Below are 17385 nucleotides of genomic sequence, written 5' to 3'. Positions count from 1 at the left end.
CCGGGAGCTCCGTGGTGACGCCGGGAGGGGGATCGGCGTGATCGACTCCGGCTCGCTGGCCGCCTTCGCCGCCGGGTCGCGGCTGTTCGCCACCGGCGCGGCCGACTCGTCCTTCCAGGTCGCGCTCGACTGGGCCGCGTCGGTGCTGGGCGCCGGGGTGCCGGTGATCGACGCGGGAGCCCTGCCGCCGGAGACGCTCTGCGTCGCGGTCAGCCTCTACGGCTCCACCACGGCGCTCGGCGAGCAACTGCCCCGGGGGGACGAGCCCCGCCGGGTGGTCCACGCGCTGGAGCGCCGGCTCGGCCGGCGGGCCGGCGCGGTCGTGGCGCTCAACCTGGCCGCGGAGAACGCGCTGCTGCCGGTGATCACCGCGGCGCTGCTGGGCGTGCCGCTGGTGGACGGCGACGGCACGGGGCGGGTGTTCCCGCTGATCGAACAGACCACCTACACCCTGGGCGGGGTCGCCGCCACGCCGCTCGAACTCGCCGGTCCCACCGGGGACCTGGTCGGGCTCGACACCGGGTCCGGCCGGGTGGAGGAGCTGGCCCGCCCCCTGGTCCTGGCCCTGGGCGGCTGGGCGCTGGCCGCCTGCTACCCGATGTCCGCCGAGGTCCTGTCGCGCGTCCTGGTCCCCGGCACGGTCGGCCGCCTGCTGGCGGCGGGCGTCCCGGGCGCTCCGCGTTCCCTCGCCGCGCCGTACGGCGTGCGGACCCTGTGCCGGGGCCGGATCGCCGAGGTGGGGGGCAGTACCGGCTACGGCGGGGACCGGTCGCTGCCGTCGCTGCCGTCCAGCATCGTGGTCCGGGAGACCGAGGGGCTGGGCAGGCTGGTCCGGCTGGAGGCGCACAACGAGGTCGTGCTCGCGCTCGCCGACGGCGCGGTGGCGGCCATGGCGCCCGACCAGATCTGCATGATCTCGACGCTGGACGGGGTGGTGGTGGACGTCGACAAGGCGTATCCGGGCCTGGAGGTGGAGGTCATGGTGGTGCGGGCCGCGCCGGTCTGGCACACCGAGGAGGGCCGGGCGCTGGGCGGGCTGCGGGCGTTCGGGGTGCCGTTGTGAGGCGGGACGGATGGTCGGGGGAGGCGCGATGGCCGAGTTGAGGGAGCGTCCGGGGTGGGCCACCCCGGTCACGGTGGCCGAGTTGGTCAACGGCGGCCCGCTGGCCGGGGCCCGGATGTACGGCACGGGCGAGAACCCGGTGCGCCAGGTCCGCATCGTCGACGACCTGGCGGTGTTCGGGGCGGTGGTCCCGCACACCGCGGTGGTGTTGATCGGCGCCGCCGCCAGCGGCGGCTGGGCGGTGGAGATGGCCATGCGCCGGGCCTGGGAGCAGGCCGCCGCGTGCGTGATCACCTCGTCGGCGGGAGGGCTGGCCGGGTCCGGCGCGGTGCTGGCCGAACGGCTCGGCGTAACGGTGATCTTCGTTGACGAGGACCCGCTGGTGACAGCGGTGCGGGTGGCGTCGGCCGCGGCCCGCCCGGAGGCGGCCAGGACCCAGCTGGTGGCCCGCTGCGCCACCCGGCTGGCAGAGGCGGGAGGGTCGGCCCGGCGGGTGCTCGGGGTGCTCAACGCCGAGCTGTCCGGGACCGCCGTGGCGTTCCTGGACCCCTACGGCTCGCACCTGGCCGGCCGCCGGGGACAGGGGAGCCCGCTCGCGGAGGTGGAGGTGCCCGACGCGGAGGGCCGGCCGCTGGGGGTGCTGGTGGCCTGCGGCCCCTTCCGCTCGCCGGGCTGGCCGTCCGTGGTGGGTGCGGTCCTGTCCCTGGCGGCCGCCCCGCTGGCCGCCTGGGCCGCCACCGGACGGCTCGCCGCCGAGCGGGACGCGGCCGTCCGGTCGGCCCTCGCCACCCGGCTGCTGGCCCAGGCCGCCTCGCGGCCGCAGGCCCCCGCGGCGGCCGGGGGCGGGACGGCGACCGGCCAGGACGTAGGGACGGCCGGGCCCGCCGGTGACGGGGCCGGTACGGAGGCGGACGGGGCGCTCGCCCGCGCGGTCGCCCTCGGCTGGCCGGTCGGCGGGCCGCTCACCGGCTATGCCGTCCGGCCTGTCGGCGGCGGTCGGGACGAGACCGGGACGGCCGGATCGGTCATCGCCGCGATCCTCGGCCCCGGTCCCGTGCTGTCGCGGGGCGGGAGCTGGGCGGGCTGGTCGGACCTGCCTCCCGACCGGCTCGCGGGCCGCCTGACCGAGTGCCTCGCGGCCATGCCGATCCCCTGCTCGGCGGGGGTCGGCGCCCGGGTGCCCGATCTGAGCGGCATGCAGGAGTCACTGCTCGGGGCGGAGGCCGCCGCGGCCGCCTCCCCGGCCGGCGAGGTCGCCCGCGCCGACCGGCTGGGGCCGGCCAGGCTGCTGGCCGCGCTGCCCTCCGGTGTGCTCCGCGCCCAGGCGCGGGTGATCCTCGGTCCGCTGCTGGAGGTGGACCGGGAGGGGACGCTGCTGGAGACCCTCGCCGCCGTCCTGGATGAGGGAGGGGCCTCCCGCGCGGCCGAGCGCCTCGGCGTCCACCGCAACACCGTCACCACCCGCCTCGACCGGATCCGCGCGGCCGGCTTCGACATCGACGACCCGGCGTCCCGTCTCGCCCTTCACCTGGCCTGCCACGTGCTGTGCTGACGGCTCCGGGCGGTGACCACGCCCTCGGCGAGGTCGTGGGCCGTGGCCGAGCGGTCGCGGAGTCCGGCCGGGCCGTACCCGCCGCCACCGCCTGACTCGCAGCGCAGCACGTCGCCCCTGCGGACCGGCAGGGCGTTGACCTTGAGCATCTCGCGCTCGCCGGAGGTGCCCGGGTTGAGGGTGACCCGCGGCGGGGCCCCGGCACCGCCGCCGGCCAGACCCCAGGCGGGCGTGACCGAGCGTTCGAACCACAGCGACAGCGAGGTGTCCGCGCCGAACTCGTACTCCCGGACGACGCCGTGGCCGCCACGCCAGCGGCCGGCGCCACCGGTGTCCGGACGGATCTCGTACCGGGTGACGCGGACCGGGAAGAGGGTCTCCAGGACCTCGATCGGCATGTCGCGCAGGGAGCCGTTGACGCTGTTGATCAGGCAGGTCTCGCCGTCGCCGCCCTCCCAGGCGCCCCAGCCGCCGACGGTCGCCTCCTGGGAGACGTACAGCTTGCCGGTGCGCGGGTCCACACCGGACATCTGGACGATGAGGGAGTCGCCGTAGCTGGCCGCCGCGGCCCTGCCGGGCAGCGCCGGGGCCAGGGCCCTGACCACCAGGTCGATGACCAGACCCAGGTGGGAGTAGTAGTACTGGCAGGCGGCGGGAGACTCGGCGGCGAGCATCGAGCCGGGGCGGGTCGCCACCGACAGCGGGCGGAAGGAGCCTCCGTTGAGCGGCACCTCGCCGCTGACCAGGAGCTTGTAGGCGACCCGGACGGCTGCCACGGCCTGGGCGGCGCCGCAGTTGACCGGGCCGGTGGCCTGGTCGGCGCAGTCGGTGAGGTCCACCGTGACGCTCTCGCCGGCCACGGTCACGGTCACGTTCACCGGCAGCGGGGTGGCCAGGTCGATGCCGTCGTTGTCCAGGAACCCCCCGGCCCGGTAGACGCCGTCGGGGACGGCGGCGATCGCGGCCCGCTCCAGCCGTTCGGTCTGCGCGAAGATCTCATCCCGGGCGGCCGTCACCGTGTCGAGGCCCCAGCGGGAGACGATCTCGGCCAGGCGTCGCCGCCCGGTCGTCACACAGGCCACCTGGGCCCGCATGTCGCCGAGGGTGGCGTGCGGGAAGCGCACGTTGCGGGCGATCACCTGGTGCAGGTCCGCGCAGGCCGCGCCGTCCTCGTAGATCTTGACCGGACCCAGGCGCAGCCCCTCCTGGAAGATCGAGGTGGAGTCCATCGACCCGCCCGGGTCCTTGGAGCCCATGTCCAGCCAGTGCGCGCGGGAGGCGGCGAAGCCGGCCAGCTCGCCGTCGACGAAGATCGGTCCGTAGACGGTGACGTCGTTGAGATGCGTACCGCCGATGTAGGAGTCGTTGAGCATCCACACGTCGCCCTCGCGCCACACCTGGCGGCCGTGCAGGCGCTCGGTCTCGCGGGTGCAGACCTCCAGGTTGCCCAGGAAGATCGGCAGGCCGGAGGACTGGCCGAGCACGTTGTGGTCGCGGTCCAGCAGGGCGACCGCGCAGTCCTTCGCCTCGTAGATCACCGGAGTGTAGGAGGACCTGATCAGGGTGGTGTTCATGTCCTCGGCCGCCTGCAGCAGCGCGCAGCGGATGATCTCCGTGGTCACCGGGTCGATCATTTGGCCCCTCCCACCTTGATGACCAGAAATCCGTTGTCGTCCACCGAGGCCACGCAGCCCGGCGGGATCACCGTGGTCGCCGTCTCCTCCACGACGATCGCCGGGCCGGTGAGCTCCCCCTCCAGCGCGCCGCGGCGCAGCACGGGGGTGGGATGCGCCTCGCCGTCGAAGATCACATCCCGTACGGTCCGCGGCCCGCCGTCCGGCTGGGCGGCGTGGGTGGCGGCGGCCCGGGGGAACACCCCGAAACCGGTGCTGCGCAGCGCCACGAACTCCACCGGCGCCTCAGGGGTGGCATGGCCGTACCGCCTGGTGTGCGCCTCGGCGTAGCGGGCCGCGATCCGCTCCGGGAAGCCGGGCGCGCCCGGTTCGTCGGCGCTTTCCAGGGGGATGGTCAGGGTGTAGTCCTGGCCCTCGTAGCGCATGTCCACCGCGTGCTCGACCCGCATCCGGCCGCCCGCCACCCCCTGCCCGGCCAGCGCGTCGAGCGCCTGGGCCTGCAGGTCCGCCAGCCGGGCCGCCATGTCGGCGCCGTCCAGCTTCTCGCCCGCGCGGAAGTAGGGATGGCTCAGGTCGCGGCGGACGTCGGCCTCCAGCATGCCCCAGGCCGAGAACGCGCCGGGGAAGCGGGGGATGACCACCTCGGAGACTCCGAGCTCGCGGGCGATGAAGACCGCGTGCATGGCGCCGGCGCCGCCGAAGGCGACCAGGGCGAACTCGCGCGGCTCGACGCCGTGCTCCACGGTGAGGGTCCGGATGGCCTGGGCCATCTTGGCGTTGGCCACGCTGCAGACGCCCTCGGCGGTCTGGAGCGTCTCCAGGTGGAGTTCGTCCGCCAGGCCGGCCACGGCCCGGTGGGCTGCCTCGACGTCCAGGGTCATCAGCCCGCCGGCGAACCAGGCCGGGTCCACCCGGCCGAGGACCACGTTGGCGTCGGTGACGGTCGGCTGGGCGCCGCCCCTGCCGTAGCAGGCCGGCCCGGGGACGGCCCCCGCCGACTCGGGGCCGACCCGCAGCGCGCCGGCCTCGGCGTAGGCGATGGAGCCGCCGCCCGCGCCGATCGTGTGGAGGTTCACGATCGGCATCAGCACGGGGAAGCCCTCGACGCGTGCCTCGGCGCTGATGTCCGGCCTGCCGTCGACCACCAGGGACACGTCGAAGGAGGTGCCGCCCATGTCCACGCAGATGGCGTTGGGCCGGCCCAGGAGCCGGGCCGCCGCGACGCCGCCCATGGTGCCGCCGACCGGACCGGACAGCAGGGTCTGCAGCGGCCGCCGCATCGCGTAGGAGGCGTTGACCAGGCCGCCGGAGGACTGCATGACGTGCACCGGGACCGTCAGGCCCCGCTGGGCGAACCGTTCCTCGATCCCGGCCAGGTAGCGGCGGACCACGGGCCCGGTGTACGCCTCCAGCACCGCGGAGGAGGTCCGCTCGTACTCGCGCCATTCGCGGGCCACCTCGTGGGAGAGGACGACGAGGACGTCCTCGCCCAGTTCCTCGGCCAGGATCTCGCCCGCGCGGATCTCGTGGGCGGGGTTGACGTAGCTGAACAGCAGGCAGAGCGCGACCGCGTCGAAGCCCCCGTCGCGGGCGCGCCGGCCCGCGGCCCTGACGGCGTCCTCGTCCAGGGGGACGATCTCCTCCCCGCGCCAGTCCAGCCGCCCGGCGACCTCCACCACGTCCGAGCGGGGGACCAGCGGCTCGGGCTTGCGGTAGCGCAGGTCGAACATCCGGTCCCGGTTGCCGCGGGCGATGCGGTAGACGTCCCGGGCGCCCTCCCCGGTGACCAGCAGCACCCGGGCGCCCTTGCGCTCCAGCAGCGCGTTGAGCCCCTGGGTGGTGCCGTGCACGAAGAAGGAGATCTCGGCCGGGTCGTCCACGACCCGGCCCAGCGCGGAGAACACGCCCTCGGCGAGGTTCCCCGGCGTGGTCGGCGCCTTGGAGGCCACCACGCCGCCGGTCCGTTCGTCGTAGCGGACGACGTCGGTGAAGGTGCCGCCGATGTCCATGGCGGTTCGGAAGCTCATGCGGCGAAGGTATGTCAGGGCGCCGCGCCGCCCCTGGGCGCTCCGCACAGCCCGGGCCGTCCGCCCGGGCGATCCGCCCTCGCCGGTAGCCTGGCGGGATGGCCGCGCCGTACCTCACGTTGGAAGACGTCATGGAGCACGAGATCGAGATCAAGCGGTCACGCTTCATCTGCGCGCTCGCCCCGGCGGCCTCGGAGGAGGCGGCCCGGCGGTTCGTGGCCGGGCGCAGGCGGCTGTACGGCGACGCCACGCACAACTGCTCCGCCTACGTGATCGGCGGGGACCGGCTGGTCCAGAAGGCCGACGACGACGGGGAGCCCGGCGGCACCGCCGGGACCCCGATGCTGGAGACGCTGCTGCGCCGCGGGCTCGGCGACGTGGTGGCGGTGGTCACGCGCTACTTCGGCGGGGTCAAGCTGGGCGCGGGCGGTCTGGTCCGGGCGTACGGCTCGTCGGTCGGCAAGACGCTGGACCTGACGCCCCTGGTCGAGATGGTGCCGGCCAGGGTCATGTCGGTGACCGTGGACCATGTTCAGGCCGGGCGTCTGGAGAACGACCTGCGCGCCTCGCCGTACGAGGTCAGGGAGGTCGTCTACGGCGCCGAGGTCGGCTTCCGGATCGCGGTGCGGGAGGCGGAGCTGCCCGTCTTCCCCGGCTGGGTCGCCACGCACACGGCCGGCCGGGCGGAGGTCGGGGCCGGGGAGAGGGTCTATCTCAGGAAGATCTGAGTCTCCCCGGGGAGGGCCTGGGCGGTCCTCCGCCGATCCCGGGGAGGGCCCGGGCGGTCCTCCGCCGATCGGCCGCCTCCCGGGCAGCCGCCCGGCCCGGCGGAAAAATATGGGATGGATCACAGGCGGTCGCGGAACTTTACCGCGACCGGCCGGCCGGGGCCCGCCCGGCCGGGGACGGCGCCCGGTCCCCGGGCCGGCCCGCCGGCCGGCCGGGGGCGGCAGGTGGGGCGCTGACGTGCGGGAACCCCGGAACTCCCTGATCATCTGCGCGGACGGTCCGGATGCCGGGGCCGCGCGGCCGGGACCTGAGGTTTTCCGCACCCCGCGTGGTGGGGTGCGTGCGAGGCGGGTCCGACGGTCGCCCTCATTTCTGGCGTATTCAAACCTCTTTAGCCTTGTCGCCATGAGTGCAACCAACGTTGGCGGGATCGCCGGGTGGGCGATCAATCTTATGGAGACCCTGGGCGCGCCCGGGGCCGGGGTGGCGATCGCGCTCGAGAACCTGTTCCCGCCGCTGCCGAGCGAGGTGATCCTGCCGCTGGCCGGGTTCACCGCCAGCAAGGGGAACATGACGTTGTTCGACGCCGTCCTCTGGACCACCCTGGGTTCCGTGATCGGCGCGCTGGCACTCTACGGGATCGGGGCGCTGCTGGGCCGCGAACGGGTGGTGGCCATCGCGGCGAAGCTGCCGCTGATCAGCGTCTCCGACATCGAGAAGACCGAGGCATGGTTCGCCAGGCACGGCAGGAAGACGGTCTTCTTCGGCCGGATGATCCCCATCTTCCGCAGCCTCATCTCGATCCCGGCAGGGGTCGAGCGCATGCCGATCACGGTCTTCACCCTCCTCACCACGCTGGGCAGCCTCATCTGGAACACGGCCTTCGTGATGGCCGGCTACCTGCTCGGGGAGAACTGGTCGCTGGTCGAGGACTACGCCGGGATCCTGTCCAAGGCCGTGCTGGGCATCGTGGTGCTCGCCGTTGTGGTCTTCGTCGTGGTCCGGCTGACGGACCGGCGCAAGGGGAAGCACCACGCGTAGCGATGAACGGGTGACAAGGGCCCGCCGGGCGCCCGGCCGGACCGACGCCGGGGGTCCCGGCGGAGCCGGCAGGCCACCGCGGCGCCCGTCCGACCCGATCCGCGCTCATCGGAACCGGTAAGCAGTGATACTGATAACCGCGGACGAGGCAGAGGGAGAATCATGCGGATCGGCGAGCTGAGCCGGCGGAGCGGGGTCCCGATCCCCACGATCAAGTTCTACATGCGCGAAGGCCTCGTCTCCCAGGGCGAGCGCACCGGCCCCAACCAGGCGCAGTACGACGAGGACCACCTCAGGCGGATCAAGCTGGTGCGGGCGCTGGTCGAGGCCGGCGGCCTGTCCATCGCCGCGGCCCGCGAGGTGCTCGTGTTGGTGGACTCCCAGGTCACCGACCTCGGAGTCCTCGGCAAGGCGCAGTACGCGCTGACCCCGCGCAAGGAGGAGCCCGCCGAGCCCGACGAGGCGGGACGGTGGGCGGCCGGCCGGGTGGAGGAGCTGATCGGCGAACGCGGCTGGGCGGTGAAGCCGACCAACCCCGCCCGGCGGACCCTCGCCGACGCGCTGGCCGCGCTCCACCGCCTCGGTCAGGAGGACTTCGCGCCGATCCTGCGGGAGTACGCCGAGGTGGCCGAGCGTCTGGCGACCGTCGAGGTGGAGGCCATCCTGCGCCGGCCCGACCCGGCCGCGATGGCCGAGGCGGTCGTGGTGTGGACCGCCGTCGGTGACACGGTGCTGGGCTCCCTCCGGCGGCTGGCGCAGGAGGCCGAGTCGGCCAGGAGGCTCGGCCCGGCGGAGGGATGAGCGGTGGCTGTTTCAGCGGCCGGCTGTTCAAAATATGTGAATATAACGTGATTTCGTCGACCAAAAAGCCTTCCCGGGCCGTTCAATATCCCACGCCGGCAGACCGTGGGCACGGGGCCGGGTGAGAGGATCTAAGGGGCCGCGGGCCGGTGGCGGTAAAGGACGACGGGAGGGGGAGCGCTCATGGGTCGGCCGGAGAAGGAGGCTGGCATGCCATGGACGGACTTCTGCGCGTAGTCGCCTCGGCGCTGGCCGCGACGTCGCTCGCCGCGGCGGGGTGCGGCAGCGGCGCCACCTCGCAGGCCCCGCCGGCACCGCGGACCGCTCCGGCCACCGGGACCGCTCCGTCCGCGCCGGCCACCGGGACCGCTCCCTCTGCGCCGTCCGCTCCGTCGTCTCCGGCGTCCTCGGCCGCACCGGGCCGTCCGGCCCCCGGCCGCTCCCCTCCGGTGATCACCCCCGAAGAGCGCGCTTCGGCCCTGGTCCGTCCGTCCATCGTCTACATAAGGACGAACTGGTCGGGTTATCTCCGGAACCTGTCGACCGGGAAAATCTGGAAGAGCCGGCTCATAGGATTCACCTCCACCTGCACCGGATTCGTGGTCAATCCCGACGGATACATCGTCACCGCGGGCCACTGCGTCGACCCCGGCATCGATGGCGCTTCCCGCATATTCTTCGACACGGTGATAAAAGAGGAGCGGAAAGAGGGGAACAAGCACACCAAGGAGGAGCTGGACAGGGAGCTCGTCGGCGACTGGGTCGTCGAGGGACAGACGGCGGGGACGCCGGCGGACCGGGAGGTCCGCGTCCAGCAGGGCGTCGATTCCCTGGACGCCGGCGACTACGTGCAGAAACGCGCCCGCGTGCTCATGTTCGAGCCCGTCGGCAAGGGAGACGTCGCGCTGCTGAAGATCGAGAGCGAGAATCTGACGGGTGTCGAGATCGCCCCGGAGGGCGTGGTCGAGATAGGGCTGCCCGTCCTGGCGATCGGCTACTCCGGCAGCAAGGGCAAGGTGACGGACCGGACGCTGGAGCCGAGCAACAAGGACGGAAGGGTCAGCGCGCGGGACACCAGGGACGGGGTGCCCGTCTACGAGATAAGCGCGCCGGTCTCGGACGGCATGAGCGGGGGACCCGTCGTGGAGACGTCCTCCGCCAGGGCGATAGGGCTGGTCAGTTTCAACCTCTCGGAGGAGAGGCAGCCATTCAACTTCGTGGCCTCCTCCGCGCTCATCCGGGAGCTCCTCGGCCGGAACGCGGTGCGGAACGACATCGGCGCCACGGGCAGGCACTACCGCGCCGCGCTGGAGGACTACTGGGCCGGCGACTACGCCGGGGCGATAAGGGAGTTCGACGTCGTCCTCACCCTGGTCCCCTCGCATCGGCAGGCCCAGGAATACCGGACCAGGGCCGTGGCGCGCATGGCGGAGCGGTCCGGCCCTTCTCCCTCATGATCCGGGCCCCCTCCCGCGCAGCCCGCTCTCTTCACGGCGGATCCTCCGCCACGGCCTGGCCGTCCTCCCTGACCCGGCGGCGGGCCCCGCCGGGTCAGCCGTCCACGGGCATGGGAAGGGAGCCCTGCGCGCGGGAGGGCGCGGGCGTCTCCGGCCCCGTCCGGCGCCCGCGCCCGCGCCGCATCCGCGCCCGCGCCGCATCCGCGCGGTGCTCAGCCCTCCAGGGCGTACTGCATCACCCGGAGCTTGGCCTGGGCCTCGGCGAGCTCCGCGGCCGGCACGGAGTCGCCCATGATGCCGCAGCCGGCGAACAGGCGGGCCCGGCGGCCCTCGATCTGGGCGCAGCGCAGCGCGATGCCCCACTCGCCGTCGCCCCGGGCGTCGATCCAGCCGACCGGGCCGGCATAGCCGGCGCGGTCCATGCCCTCCAGCTCGCGGATGACGTCGAGCGCCGTCCCGGTGGGCGTGCCGCCGACGGCGGCCGTCGGGTGCATGGCGGCCACCACGTCCAGGACCGAGGTCCCGGCCGACAGGCGCCCGGTCACCGGGCTGGCCAGGTGCTGGACGTTGGACAGGACCAGGAGCTCGGGCTCCTCGGGCACCTTCAGCTCCGAGCAGAGCGGGGCCAGTGCCTCCCGGACCGACTCCACCGCGCAGGTGTGCTCGTAGCGGTCCTTGTCCGAGGCGAACAGGGCGGCGCCCCGCGCCATGTCGTCGGCCTCGTCGGTGCCCCTGGAGACCGTGCCGGCCAGCACCAGGGAGTCGACCGTCTCACCGGTGCGCCGGACCAGCAGCTCGGGGGTGGCGCCGACCAGCCCGGCGCAGGAGAAGGTGTAGCAGCCCGGATAGCGGGCGGCCAGGCGCGACAGCAGCAGGCGGACGTCGATCTCCCGCTCGGCCGTGGCGGTCAGGTCACGGGCGAGCACGGCCTTCTCCAGGCGCCCCGACCTGATCTGCCGGACGGCCCGCGCCACGGCGTGCTCCCACTCGGGAGCGGTCAGGCTGCCGTCGCCGTAGCGGATCCTGCCGGGGTCGCGGAGCGGGGCGACCAGGTCGAGCCGCTCCTCGCCGAGGGTGGTCAGCCAGGCGCGGCCGTCACGGCGGGCGAGGACGACCTGCGGCACGACGAGGACCGAGCCCGGGGCGTCCGGGTCGAAGGTGAACGAGCCGAAGGCGAGCGGGCCCGAGCCGGGGGCGCCCACGTCGTCGTCGACGTGGGCCTCGCCGAAGGTGGCCGACAGCCAGTCGCGAGCCCACTCGAAACGCCTGGGGCCGGGTGGCACAGCCACACGTGCGGCCTCTCCCCAGGCCACCAGACCCTCACCGTGCCTGATCCAGGCATAGGGGGCGGCCTCGGGAAGTCGCGCGAGCAGGTCGCCGGGGTCGCCGACGAGGGTGGTTCTCACCACGAGGGGACGGTTCAATCCGAGCGCGACACTCACCCGGAACACTCTATGCGGGAAACTGAACGTGTTCGGCGGGTGTCCCCCACTCTGCACGCCCGCCACGCTCTGTCAAGAAAGCCAAGGCACTCGGTCAATGGAGGGCACCGCGCTGTCCTGCGGTGATACATCCGATGCAGACCCGATCTCTCAGCCGGAGGTGCCATGGCCTGCAAGACTGTGACCGCATTCACAGGGATCGTGGTGTCCGCGGTCACCTGGGCGATCCCTCCGGCGGCGCTCGCCGCCGAGCCGTGGCGCCCGGTGGTGATGGCCGCGGTCGGAGACTCGATCAGCGCCGGGTTCAACGCCTGCGGCTGGTACGTCCCCTGTCTCGCCCGCTCCTGGTCCTCGGGTGACGGCCGGTCCTTCCAGAGCCACTACACCAGGCTCCGGAGCCTGGACGACGGCATCGCCGGGCACAACGTGAACCTCGCCGTCCCCGGCGCGACCAGCGCCGACCTCCCCGGGCAGATGGCCAGGGCCGTCGCCGCGCGTGCCGACTACGTGACGGTCCTGGTCGGCGCCCAGGACGTGTGCATGTCCGACGAGCAGCGGATGACCCCGGTGGCGCTCTACCAGAGCCGGGTGGCCGCGGCGCTGCAGCGGTTCCGGGAGGGGCGGCCCTCGGGCAGGGTGTTCCTGGCCAGCGTCCCCGACCTCAAGCGGTTGTGGCGCGTGGGCAAGGACAACCTGGTGGCACGCGGATTCTGGGCGATCGGCCGGATCTGCCCCACCATGCTGGCCAGGCCCACCTCGACCGCCGCGGCCGACCGGGCCCGCCGCCAGCGGGTGCACGACAGGGTCGCCGCCTACAACGCCGCCCTGGCCAGGGTCTGCGCCGCCTACGGCCCGACCTGCAGGTTCGACGGCAACGCCGTCTTCACCGCCCCGTTCACGCTGAGCCACGTCAGTAAATGGGACTTCTTCCATCCCAACGCCGCGGGCCAGGAGCTGATCGCGGAGCGGACCTTCCAGGCGATCCGCGACTGGGCCGAGGGCCCCGTGTGGGAGCCGGCGGAGCCCTGAGCCCCGGCCGGGCCGCCGGACGGGTGGTCCGGCCTTGAGCCCCGGCTGGGCCGTTGGACGAAGTGGTCCGGCCTTCAGCCCCGGCCGGATGACCGCGGCGACGGCCTACAGCCAGCCGTTGTGCCGGGCGCTGCGGGCGGCCTCGATGCGGTTGCGGGTGCCGGTCTTGCCGATCGCGGCGGACAGGTGGTTGCGGACCGTGCTCTCCGCCAGGTGGAGCCGGAGCGAGATGTCGGCGATCGTCGCGCCGTCGGCCGCGGCGGCCAGCACGTCCCGTTCCCGGCCGGTCAAGGGGTTGGCGCCGGTGCTCAGCGCGGCCGCCGCCAGGGCTGGGTCGATCACCTTCTCGCCCGCCAGGACCCGGCGGACCGCCGTGGCCAGCTCCTCGACCGGCCCGTCCTTGACCAGGAACCCGGCCGCCCCGGCCTCCATCGCCCGGCGCAGGTAACCGGGCCTGCCGAACGTGGTCAGGATCAGCACCCGGCAGCCGGGCAGCCGGTCCCGCAGCTCGGCGGCGGCGTCCAGGCCGCTGGTCCCCGGCATCTCGATGTCCAGCAGCGCCACGTCGGGGCGTGTCCGCAGCGCGGCGGGGACGACCTCGTCTCCCGTACCGACCGTGGCCGCCACCTCGATGTCCTCTTCCAGCTCCAGGAGCATGGCCAGCGCACCGCGCATCATGCCCTGGTCCTCGGCCAGCAGTATTCTGATCATGGAATCGTCACCCTCAGCAGGAAGCCGTCTCCGGCGCTCGTCTCCAGCGTCCCGCCCAGGGCCACCGCCCGTTCGGCCAGGCCGCGCAGGCCGTTGCCGGAGCCGGAGCCGCCGGGTCCCCGGCCGTCGTCGTGGATCTCCAGGATGGTCCCGTCCAGCCTGATCTCACAGGTGCGGGCGGCGCTGTGGCGGATGACGTTGGTCACCCCCTCCCGTACGGCCCAGCCCAGCAGGGCGTCGGCCTCCGGGGCGAGCGCCGCCGCGGGCACGGCCACCGTGGCGGCGATGCCCGCCTCGGCCAGAGCCGTGCGCGCGGCGGCCAGCTCGGCGGACAGGCCGCGGCCGCGGTAGCCGGTGACCGCGGCCCTGACCTCGGTCAGCGCCTGCCGGCCGATGGTCTCGATGTCGGCGGCCTGCCGTGCCGCCGCCTCCGCGTCACGGGGGACCAGGCGCCGTACGGCCTCCGCCTTCACCACCATCACCGACAGAGTGTGCCCGAGCAGGTCGTGCAGGTCCCGGGAGAAGCGGAGCCGCTCCTCGGCCACCGCCGCGCGGGCCAGCTCCTCACGGGCCTCGTGGAGCTCGGCGATCACGGAGAAGAGCTTCAGGACGACGCTGACCACCAGGCCGCCCGCGGCCGCTCCCCAGACGGCCACGGAGATCTGCTCCCCACCGGCCCCCGTGCGCCACATCAGCAGGACCATCGCGGCCGTCAGCGCCACGAGGACGGCGTAGGCCGCCCTGCCCCGGACCACCACCCCGCAGGCGATGGTCGTCAGCGGCGCCAGATAGAACCAGCTCTCCACGGACCGGGCCAGCAGGAAGGTCACCAGGAGGAGCGCGGCGAGCGCGACCGTCGCCGCGCCGCGACGGTCGCGGAAGGACAGGGCGACCGACAGCGCGTAGAGGGCGGCGAAGGCGGCCAGGCACAGCGCTGCCGGGCCCACCGGCCGGGCCGTCCCCTCGACGAGGTCACGGACCGGAGGGTAGGCGAGCAGCAGCCACGGGTAGAACGCGAGCTCGCCCGGTCCCCGATGCCTGCTCTTCACCGGTCATCCCTATCACGTGAGGCGCCACCGCGTGAGGCGTCCCGCGCGGCCCGGCGGCCGGACCCGCGTTCCCCGGCGCCGACGCCGCCGTCCCCCCGCCCCCCGCCCCGGACGTCGTCTCGCCCGCGGGGCGCCGGCGGCCCGGTCCGGGCTGGTCCTCCTCAGGGGGCCCAGGGAGCGCCGACGGCCCAGGTGGCGCCGGGCACGGAGGACAGCGCGGCGTACCATGCCGAGGCCATCCTGTCGTAGCCGGTGCGGTTGGGATGCACCCCGTCGGCCAGGTCGGCGGTGGTGACGGCGGCGTGCATGTCGACCAGGTGCACGCGCCCGCCCGCGGCGGCCTTGCTCCGGACGATGCCGGGGATCGCGGCGTTGTAGGCGACGGCCCGGGCCTCCAGCACGGGATCGGCCAGCGGGATGATCGTGGCGACGAACAGCTCGGCCTGTGGGGCCGCCGCGGCGATGCGGTCGATGAGAGCGGAGAGCCTGGCGGGCGCGCCGGCCAGGTCCCGGTTCTGGACCATGTCATTGGTGCCGATGTGCAGCAGCACCGTCCGCGGTGACGTCGCCCCGATCCACCCGGAGACCTGGGCGTCGATCTCGTCGATCCGCCATCCGGAGTGGCCCTCGTGGTCGTGGTCGGCCAGCTCGGCGGGGCCGTTGAAGCCCGAGCCCACGAAGTCGACGAGGTGGCCGGCGTCGGCGAGCGACCTCCACAGGTTGACGCGGTAGCCGCCGGGGACGTTGAAGCCGTCGGTGATGGAGTCGCCGAGCGGCATGATCCGCACGCCGCCGTTGGACTCGTCCGGGGCCGCGACGGGACGGGAGAGGGCCGGGGCGGCGCTGATCGCCACCATGAGCAGCGCGGCCGTCAGCCGCCTGAACCGAGAAGTCATGATGGGCTCCGTCGTGGGGGCGTGGCGCCCGGCGGTGACCGCCGGCCGCCGGGGTGGGGTCAGGGCGCGAGCGGGGCCGTGACCCGCCAGGTGGTGTCGGCGGCGTAGGAGAGCGGGCTGTCGGCCGGGTCGGGGGCCTCCGCCGGAGGCGATCCAGACCTGCGCGGAGATGTGCCGGACGCGATGGCCAGGATAGTTCAGCGACCTGAGGGAGACGCCGGAGCCCGACAGCCCGGGCTGCGAGCAGAACGTCGCGTCCCGGGTGAGCAGCGGGGAGCCGTCGTCGCGGTCGAGGCGGATCCTGATCGTAAACCGGGAGGTAATCGTGGCAAACGGTTGAACGTGTAGATATTTGCAGCGGATTGGCGGCGAATAAAAGGGCCGTCATCGACGGCACTCCTCCGCCAAGAAAAGGCGGAAAAGCAGCGGAAATGCGGATCCGCCCGCCGTGGGAGACCTGAAGCTGGAGGTGTCCGAGCAGCCCTGTTTCCGCGGAGGTCCCGATGGTGCGACGCAAAGTGAACAACGAGTTGAGTGCGGTCGAGTCCCTCAACATCGCGCTGCAGACACTCACCATCTTCCACGGGTACGTCCAGCAGGCCGACGCCAAGCTGGCCACCACGGCCACCGTCCATCTCGGCTTCACCGCCGTCGCCGCCACTCAGATCGGCGGCATGGGGAAGGTCTGGGCGGGCGGTCCACCACTGGCGGTCGCCGCGGTCATCGTGGTCCTGCTCTTCACGGCCGGGTTCCTCGTCGCGGGCCATCATCTCGTCGCCGCGTTGCGTCCCCGTCTCACCGGCCCGGCCGGGGCCAACAGGTTCGGTCTGGTGCGGACGGGCGGGGTGCCGTCGCCGGCCGACGCGGTGAGGCAGCAGCGCGAGGTGTGGGCACTGATCTCCACTCTCGCCGACGTCGCGCTGCACAAGCACGAGCGGATCCGGCGGTGCCTGCCCTGGATGGTTCTGATGCCCCTCGCCACTGTCGCCTGGCTGGCACTGACGGCGCTGACCGGCTGACGCCCGCAGAGGGCGGAGCGGACCGCTGAGCCCCGCTCCGCCCTCGCCGGTCTCCCGGAGCCCTTCAACCCGCGGCCGCGGCCCGCGTTCTGATCCCGTACCTGCCGGTCGACCTACGCCTGACCTTCGCCCGGGGGAGGCGGGCCGAGGTCGGCGAAGGCCGCCAGGCCCGGAAGGTCGGTGACGGTGACTCGCCGGTGGCCGGTGCGCACCAGCCCGCGCGCCGTCAGATCACGCAGGATCTTCTGGACAGTGCTCTCCTTGGCGCCGATCAGGCCGCCGAGCTCGACCTGAGTCAGCGGGACGCCCAGATCCGTGCCCTCCGGTCCGGTACGGCCGTGCCGGGCGAGCACGGCCAGCAACAGGCGGGCCAGGCAGATGTCGCTGTCGTATCCGGCGAACTCCAGCCGCCGCTGATTCGCCCAGCGCAGCCGGTCGCCCATCAGGGTGCTGAGGGTGAGCGCGGCGGAGGGATGCCGCCGGAGGTAACCGAGGAAGACCTCACCCTTGATCAATCGGACGACGGTCACTCCGCAGGTGACCACGTTCGCCGAGCGCGTCGACCCGTCCAGCACGGCCATGTCGCCGACCACGTCCCCTCTGACCTGCACCGCGAGCAGGGCCTCCCGGCCGTTCTCCGTACGGGCGGTCACCTTGACCAGGCCGTGCACGACGACGGAGACGAGGTCCGCGGACTCGCCCTGGCGGACGATCACGTGATCGGCGGGATAGGTGTGGATGACCCCCAGCGCGAGCAGTGTCTGCCTGGACGGCTCCGGCAACCGTGCCAGGAAGGTCTCCGACGGCCAGGGGGACGCTCCCGACGAAGCCGGAACCCACCGCATAGGAGCCCTCCCGGAGGTATGGGGCGAGATACTCTGCCAGCGCGAGAAATGCTATCCACGGAAAGGCTTTCAGCGCCCTGAAAGGCGGGG

General features: G+C 73.5%; 15 protein-coding genes and 1 pseudogene. 8 read left to right on the top strand and 8 right to left on the bottom strand.

The annotated features are described in order from the left end of the window. The first annotated feature begins 37 nt into the window (after window positions 1–37). Window positions 38–1063, top strand: coding sequence for a DUF917 domain-containing protein (locus ACZ6R6_RS09970; RefSeq protein WP_470091842.1), 1026 nt, complete (start codon window positions 38–40; stop codon window positions 1061–1063). A 28-nt stretch (window positions 1064–1091) separates the two neighbouring features. Further along, on the top strand, window positions 1092–2615 hold the full coding sequence (locus ACZ6R6_RS09965; protein WP_470091840.1) for a PucR family transcriptional regulator: 1524 nt from the start codon (window positions 1092–1094) through the stop codon (window positions 2613–2615). Here ACZ6R6_RS09965 and ACZ6R6_RS09960 read toward each other — a convergent pair. Next, window positions 2588–4249: a hydantoinase B/oxoprolinase family protein gene (locus ACZ6R6_RS09960; RefSeq protein ID WP_470091838.1), complete on the bottom strand. Its 1662-nt coding sequence runs from the start codon at window positions 4247–4249 to the stop codon at window positions 2588–2590. The genes ACZ6R6_RS09965 and ACZ6R6_RS09960 overlap by 28 nt on opposite strands. Continuing rightward, window positions 4246–6276, bottom strand: a complete 2031-nt coding sequence (locus tag ACZ6R6_RS09955) for a hydantoinase/oxoprolinase family protein (RefSeq protein WP_470091836.1) — start codon at window positions 6274–6276, stop codon at window positions 4246–4248. Before ACZ6R6_RS09955 ends, ACZ6R6_RS09960 begins: the two co-directional genes overlap by 4 nt. A 98-nt stretch (window positions 6277–6374) precedes the next feature. Here ACZ6R6_RS09955 and ACZ6R6_RS09950 point away from each other — a divergent pair, with 98 nt between their 5' ends. The 4 genes from ACZ6R6_RS09950 (at window position 6375) to ACZ6R6_RS09935 (ending at window position 10304) form a co-directional block, all read left to right on the top strand. Further along, window positions 6375–7004, top strand: a complete 630-nt coding sequence (locus tag ACZ6R6_RS09950; protein ID WP_451928716.1) for a YigZ family protein — start codon at window positions 6375–6377, stop codon at window positions 7002–7004. 406 nt (window positions 7005–7410) lie between these two features. Next, on the top strand, window positions 7411–8046 hold the full coding sequence (locus ACZ6R6_RS09945) for a DedA family protein (RefSeq protein ID WP_470091834.1): 636 nt from the start codon (window positions 7411–7413) through the stop codon (window positions 8044–8046). Between the two features lie 162 nt (window positions 8047–8208). Continuing rightward, window positions 8209–8847: a MerR family transcriptional regulator gene (locus tag ACZ6R6_RS09940; RefSeq protein WP_470091832.1), complete on the top strand. Its 639-nt coding sequence runs from the start codon at window positions 8209–8211 to the stop codon at window positions 8845–8847. Window positions 8848–9062: 215 nt separating this feature from the next. Then, window positions 9063–10304 (top strand): S1 family peptidase, encoded by a 1242-nt coding sequence (locus ACZ6R6_RS09935; RefSeq protein WP_470091830.1) that lies wholly within the window; start codon window positions 9063–9065, stop codon window positions 10302–10304. 212 nt (window positions 10305–10516) lie between these two features. Here ACZ6R6_RS09935 and ACZ6R6_RS09930 read toward each other — a convergent pair whose 3' ends face one another. Continuing rightward, on the bottom strand, window positions 10517–11746 hold the full coding sequence (locus ACZ6R6_RS09930; protein WP_470091828.1) for an isochorismate synthase: 1230 nt from the start codon (window positions 11744–11746) through the stop codon (window positions 10517–10519). Between the two features lie 180 nt (window positions 11747–11926). On the opposite strand from ACZ6R6_RS09930, the gene ACZ6R6_RS09925 reads away from it, so the two are divergent. Next, a complete protein-coding gene (locus ACZ6R6_RS09925; protein WP_470091826.1) occupies window positions 11927–12775 on the top strand; it encodes an SGNH/GDSL hydrolase family protein in 849 nt (282 codons plus the stop codon). Window positions 12776–12880: 105 nt separating this feature from the next. Here ACZ6R6_RS09925 and ACZ6R6_RS09920 read toward each other — a convergent pair whose 3' ends face one another. The 4 genes and pseudogenes from ACZ6R6_RS09920 to ACZ6R6_RS09905 all read right to left on the bottom strand — a co-directional run. Continuing rightward, entirely contained in the window at window positions 12881–13486 is a 606-nt protein-coding gene (locus ACZ6R6_RS09920; RefSeq protein ID WP_470091824.1) for a response regulator, read from the bottom strand. Then, entirely contained in the window at window positions 13483–14535 is a 1053-nt protein-coding gene (locus tag ACZ6R6_RS09915) for a sensor histidine kinase (RefSeq protein WP_470091822.1), read from the bottom strand. Before ACZ6R6_RS09915 ends, ACZ6R6_RS09920 begins: the two co-directional genes overlap by 4 nt. A gap of 161 nt (window positions 14536–14696) precedes the next feature. Further along, window positions 14697–15431: an SGNH/GDSL hydrolase family protein gene (locus tag ACZ6R6_RS09910; protein WP_470091820.1), complete on the bottom strand. Its 735-nt coding sequence runs from the start codon at window positions 15429–15431 to the stop codon at window positions 14697–14699. A 147-nt stretch (window positions 15432–15578) separates the two neighbouring features. Next, window positions 15579–15731 (bottom strand): annotated as a pseudogene (locus tag ACZ6R6_RS09905) (AbfB domain-containing protein); the annotation flags it as partial. 203 nt (window positions 15732–15934) lie between these two features. On the opposite strand from ACZ6R6_RS09905, the gene ACZ6R6_RS09900 reads away from it, so the two are divergent. Next, the gene (locus ACZ6R6_RS09900; RefSeq protein WP_470091818.1) at window positions 15935–16450 is read left to right on the top strand and encodes a Pycsar system effector family protein; all 516 of its coding nucleotides are present in this window, start codon (window positions 15935–15937) and stop codon (window positions 16448–16450) included. Between the two features lie 113 nt (window positions 16451–16563). On the opposite strand, the gene ACZ6R6_RS09895 is transcribed toward ACZ6R6_RS09900, so the two are convergent. Further along, window positions 16564–17295: a Crp/Fnr family transcriptional regulator gene (locus tag ACZ6R6_RS09895; RefSeq protein ID WP_470091816.1), complete on the bottom strand. Its 732-nt coding sequence runs from the start codon at window positions 17293–17295 to the stop codon at window positions 16564–16566. Window positions 17296–17385 lie beyond the last annotated feature (90 nt).

The organism is Streptosporangium sp. NPDC048886 (assembly GCF_055586905.1).
Note: the sequence above shows the minus strand (reverse complement) of the source record. Positions and strands in the feature narration are given on the sequence as shown.

Excerpts from the sequence above, each read along its gene's own strand:
- ACZ6R6_RS09965 (WP_470091840.1), top strand. The coding sequence starts at position 1,092 with ATGGCCGAGTTGAGGGAGCGTCCGGGGTGGGCCACCCCGGTCACGGTG.
- ACZ6R6_RS09960 (WP_470091838.1), bottom strand. The coding sequence starts at position 4,249 with ATGATCGACCCGGTGACCACGGAGATCATCCGCTGCGCGCTGCTGCAG.
- ACZ6R6_RS09955 (WP_470091836.1), bottom strand. The coding sequence starts at position 6,276 with ATGAGCTTCCGAACCGCCATGGACATCGGCGGCACCTTCACCGACGTC.
- ACZ6R6_RS09950 (WP_451928716.1), top strand. The coding sequence starts at position 6,375 with ATGGCCGCGCCGTACCTCACGTTGGAAGACGTCATGGAGCACGAGATC.
- ACZ6R6_RS09945 (WP_470091834.1), top strand. The coding sequence starts at position 7,411 with ATGAGTGCAACCAACGTTGGCGGGATCGCCGGGTGGGCGATCAATCTT.
- ACZ6R6_RS09940 (WP_470091832.1), top strand. The coding sequence starts at position 8,209 with ATGCGGATCGGCGAGCTGAGCCGGCGGAGCGGGGTCCCGATCCCCACG.
- ACZ6R6_RS09935 (WP_470091830.1), top strand. The coding sequence starts at position 9,063 with ATGGACGGACTTCTGCGCGTAGTCGCCTCGGCGCTGGCCGCGACGTCG.
- ACZ6R6_RS09920 (WP_470091824.1), bottom strand. The coding sequence starts at position 13,486 with ATGATCAGAATACTGCTGGCCGAGGACCAGGGCATGATGCGCGGTGCG.
- ACZ6R6_RS09910 (WP_470091820.1), bottom strand. The coding sequence starts at position 15,431 with ATGACTTCTCGGTTCAGGCGGCTGACGGCCGCGCTGCTCATGGTGGCG.
- ACZ6R6_RS09900 (WP_470091818.1), top strand. The coding sequence starts at position 15,935 with ATGGTGCGACGCAAAGTGAACAACGAGTTGAGTGCGGTCGAGTCCCTC.
- ACZ6R6_RS09895 (WP_470091816.1), bottom strand. The coding sequence starts at position 17,295 with ATGCGGTGGGTTCCGGCTTCGTCGGGAGCGTCCCCCTGGCCGTCGGAG.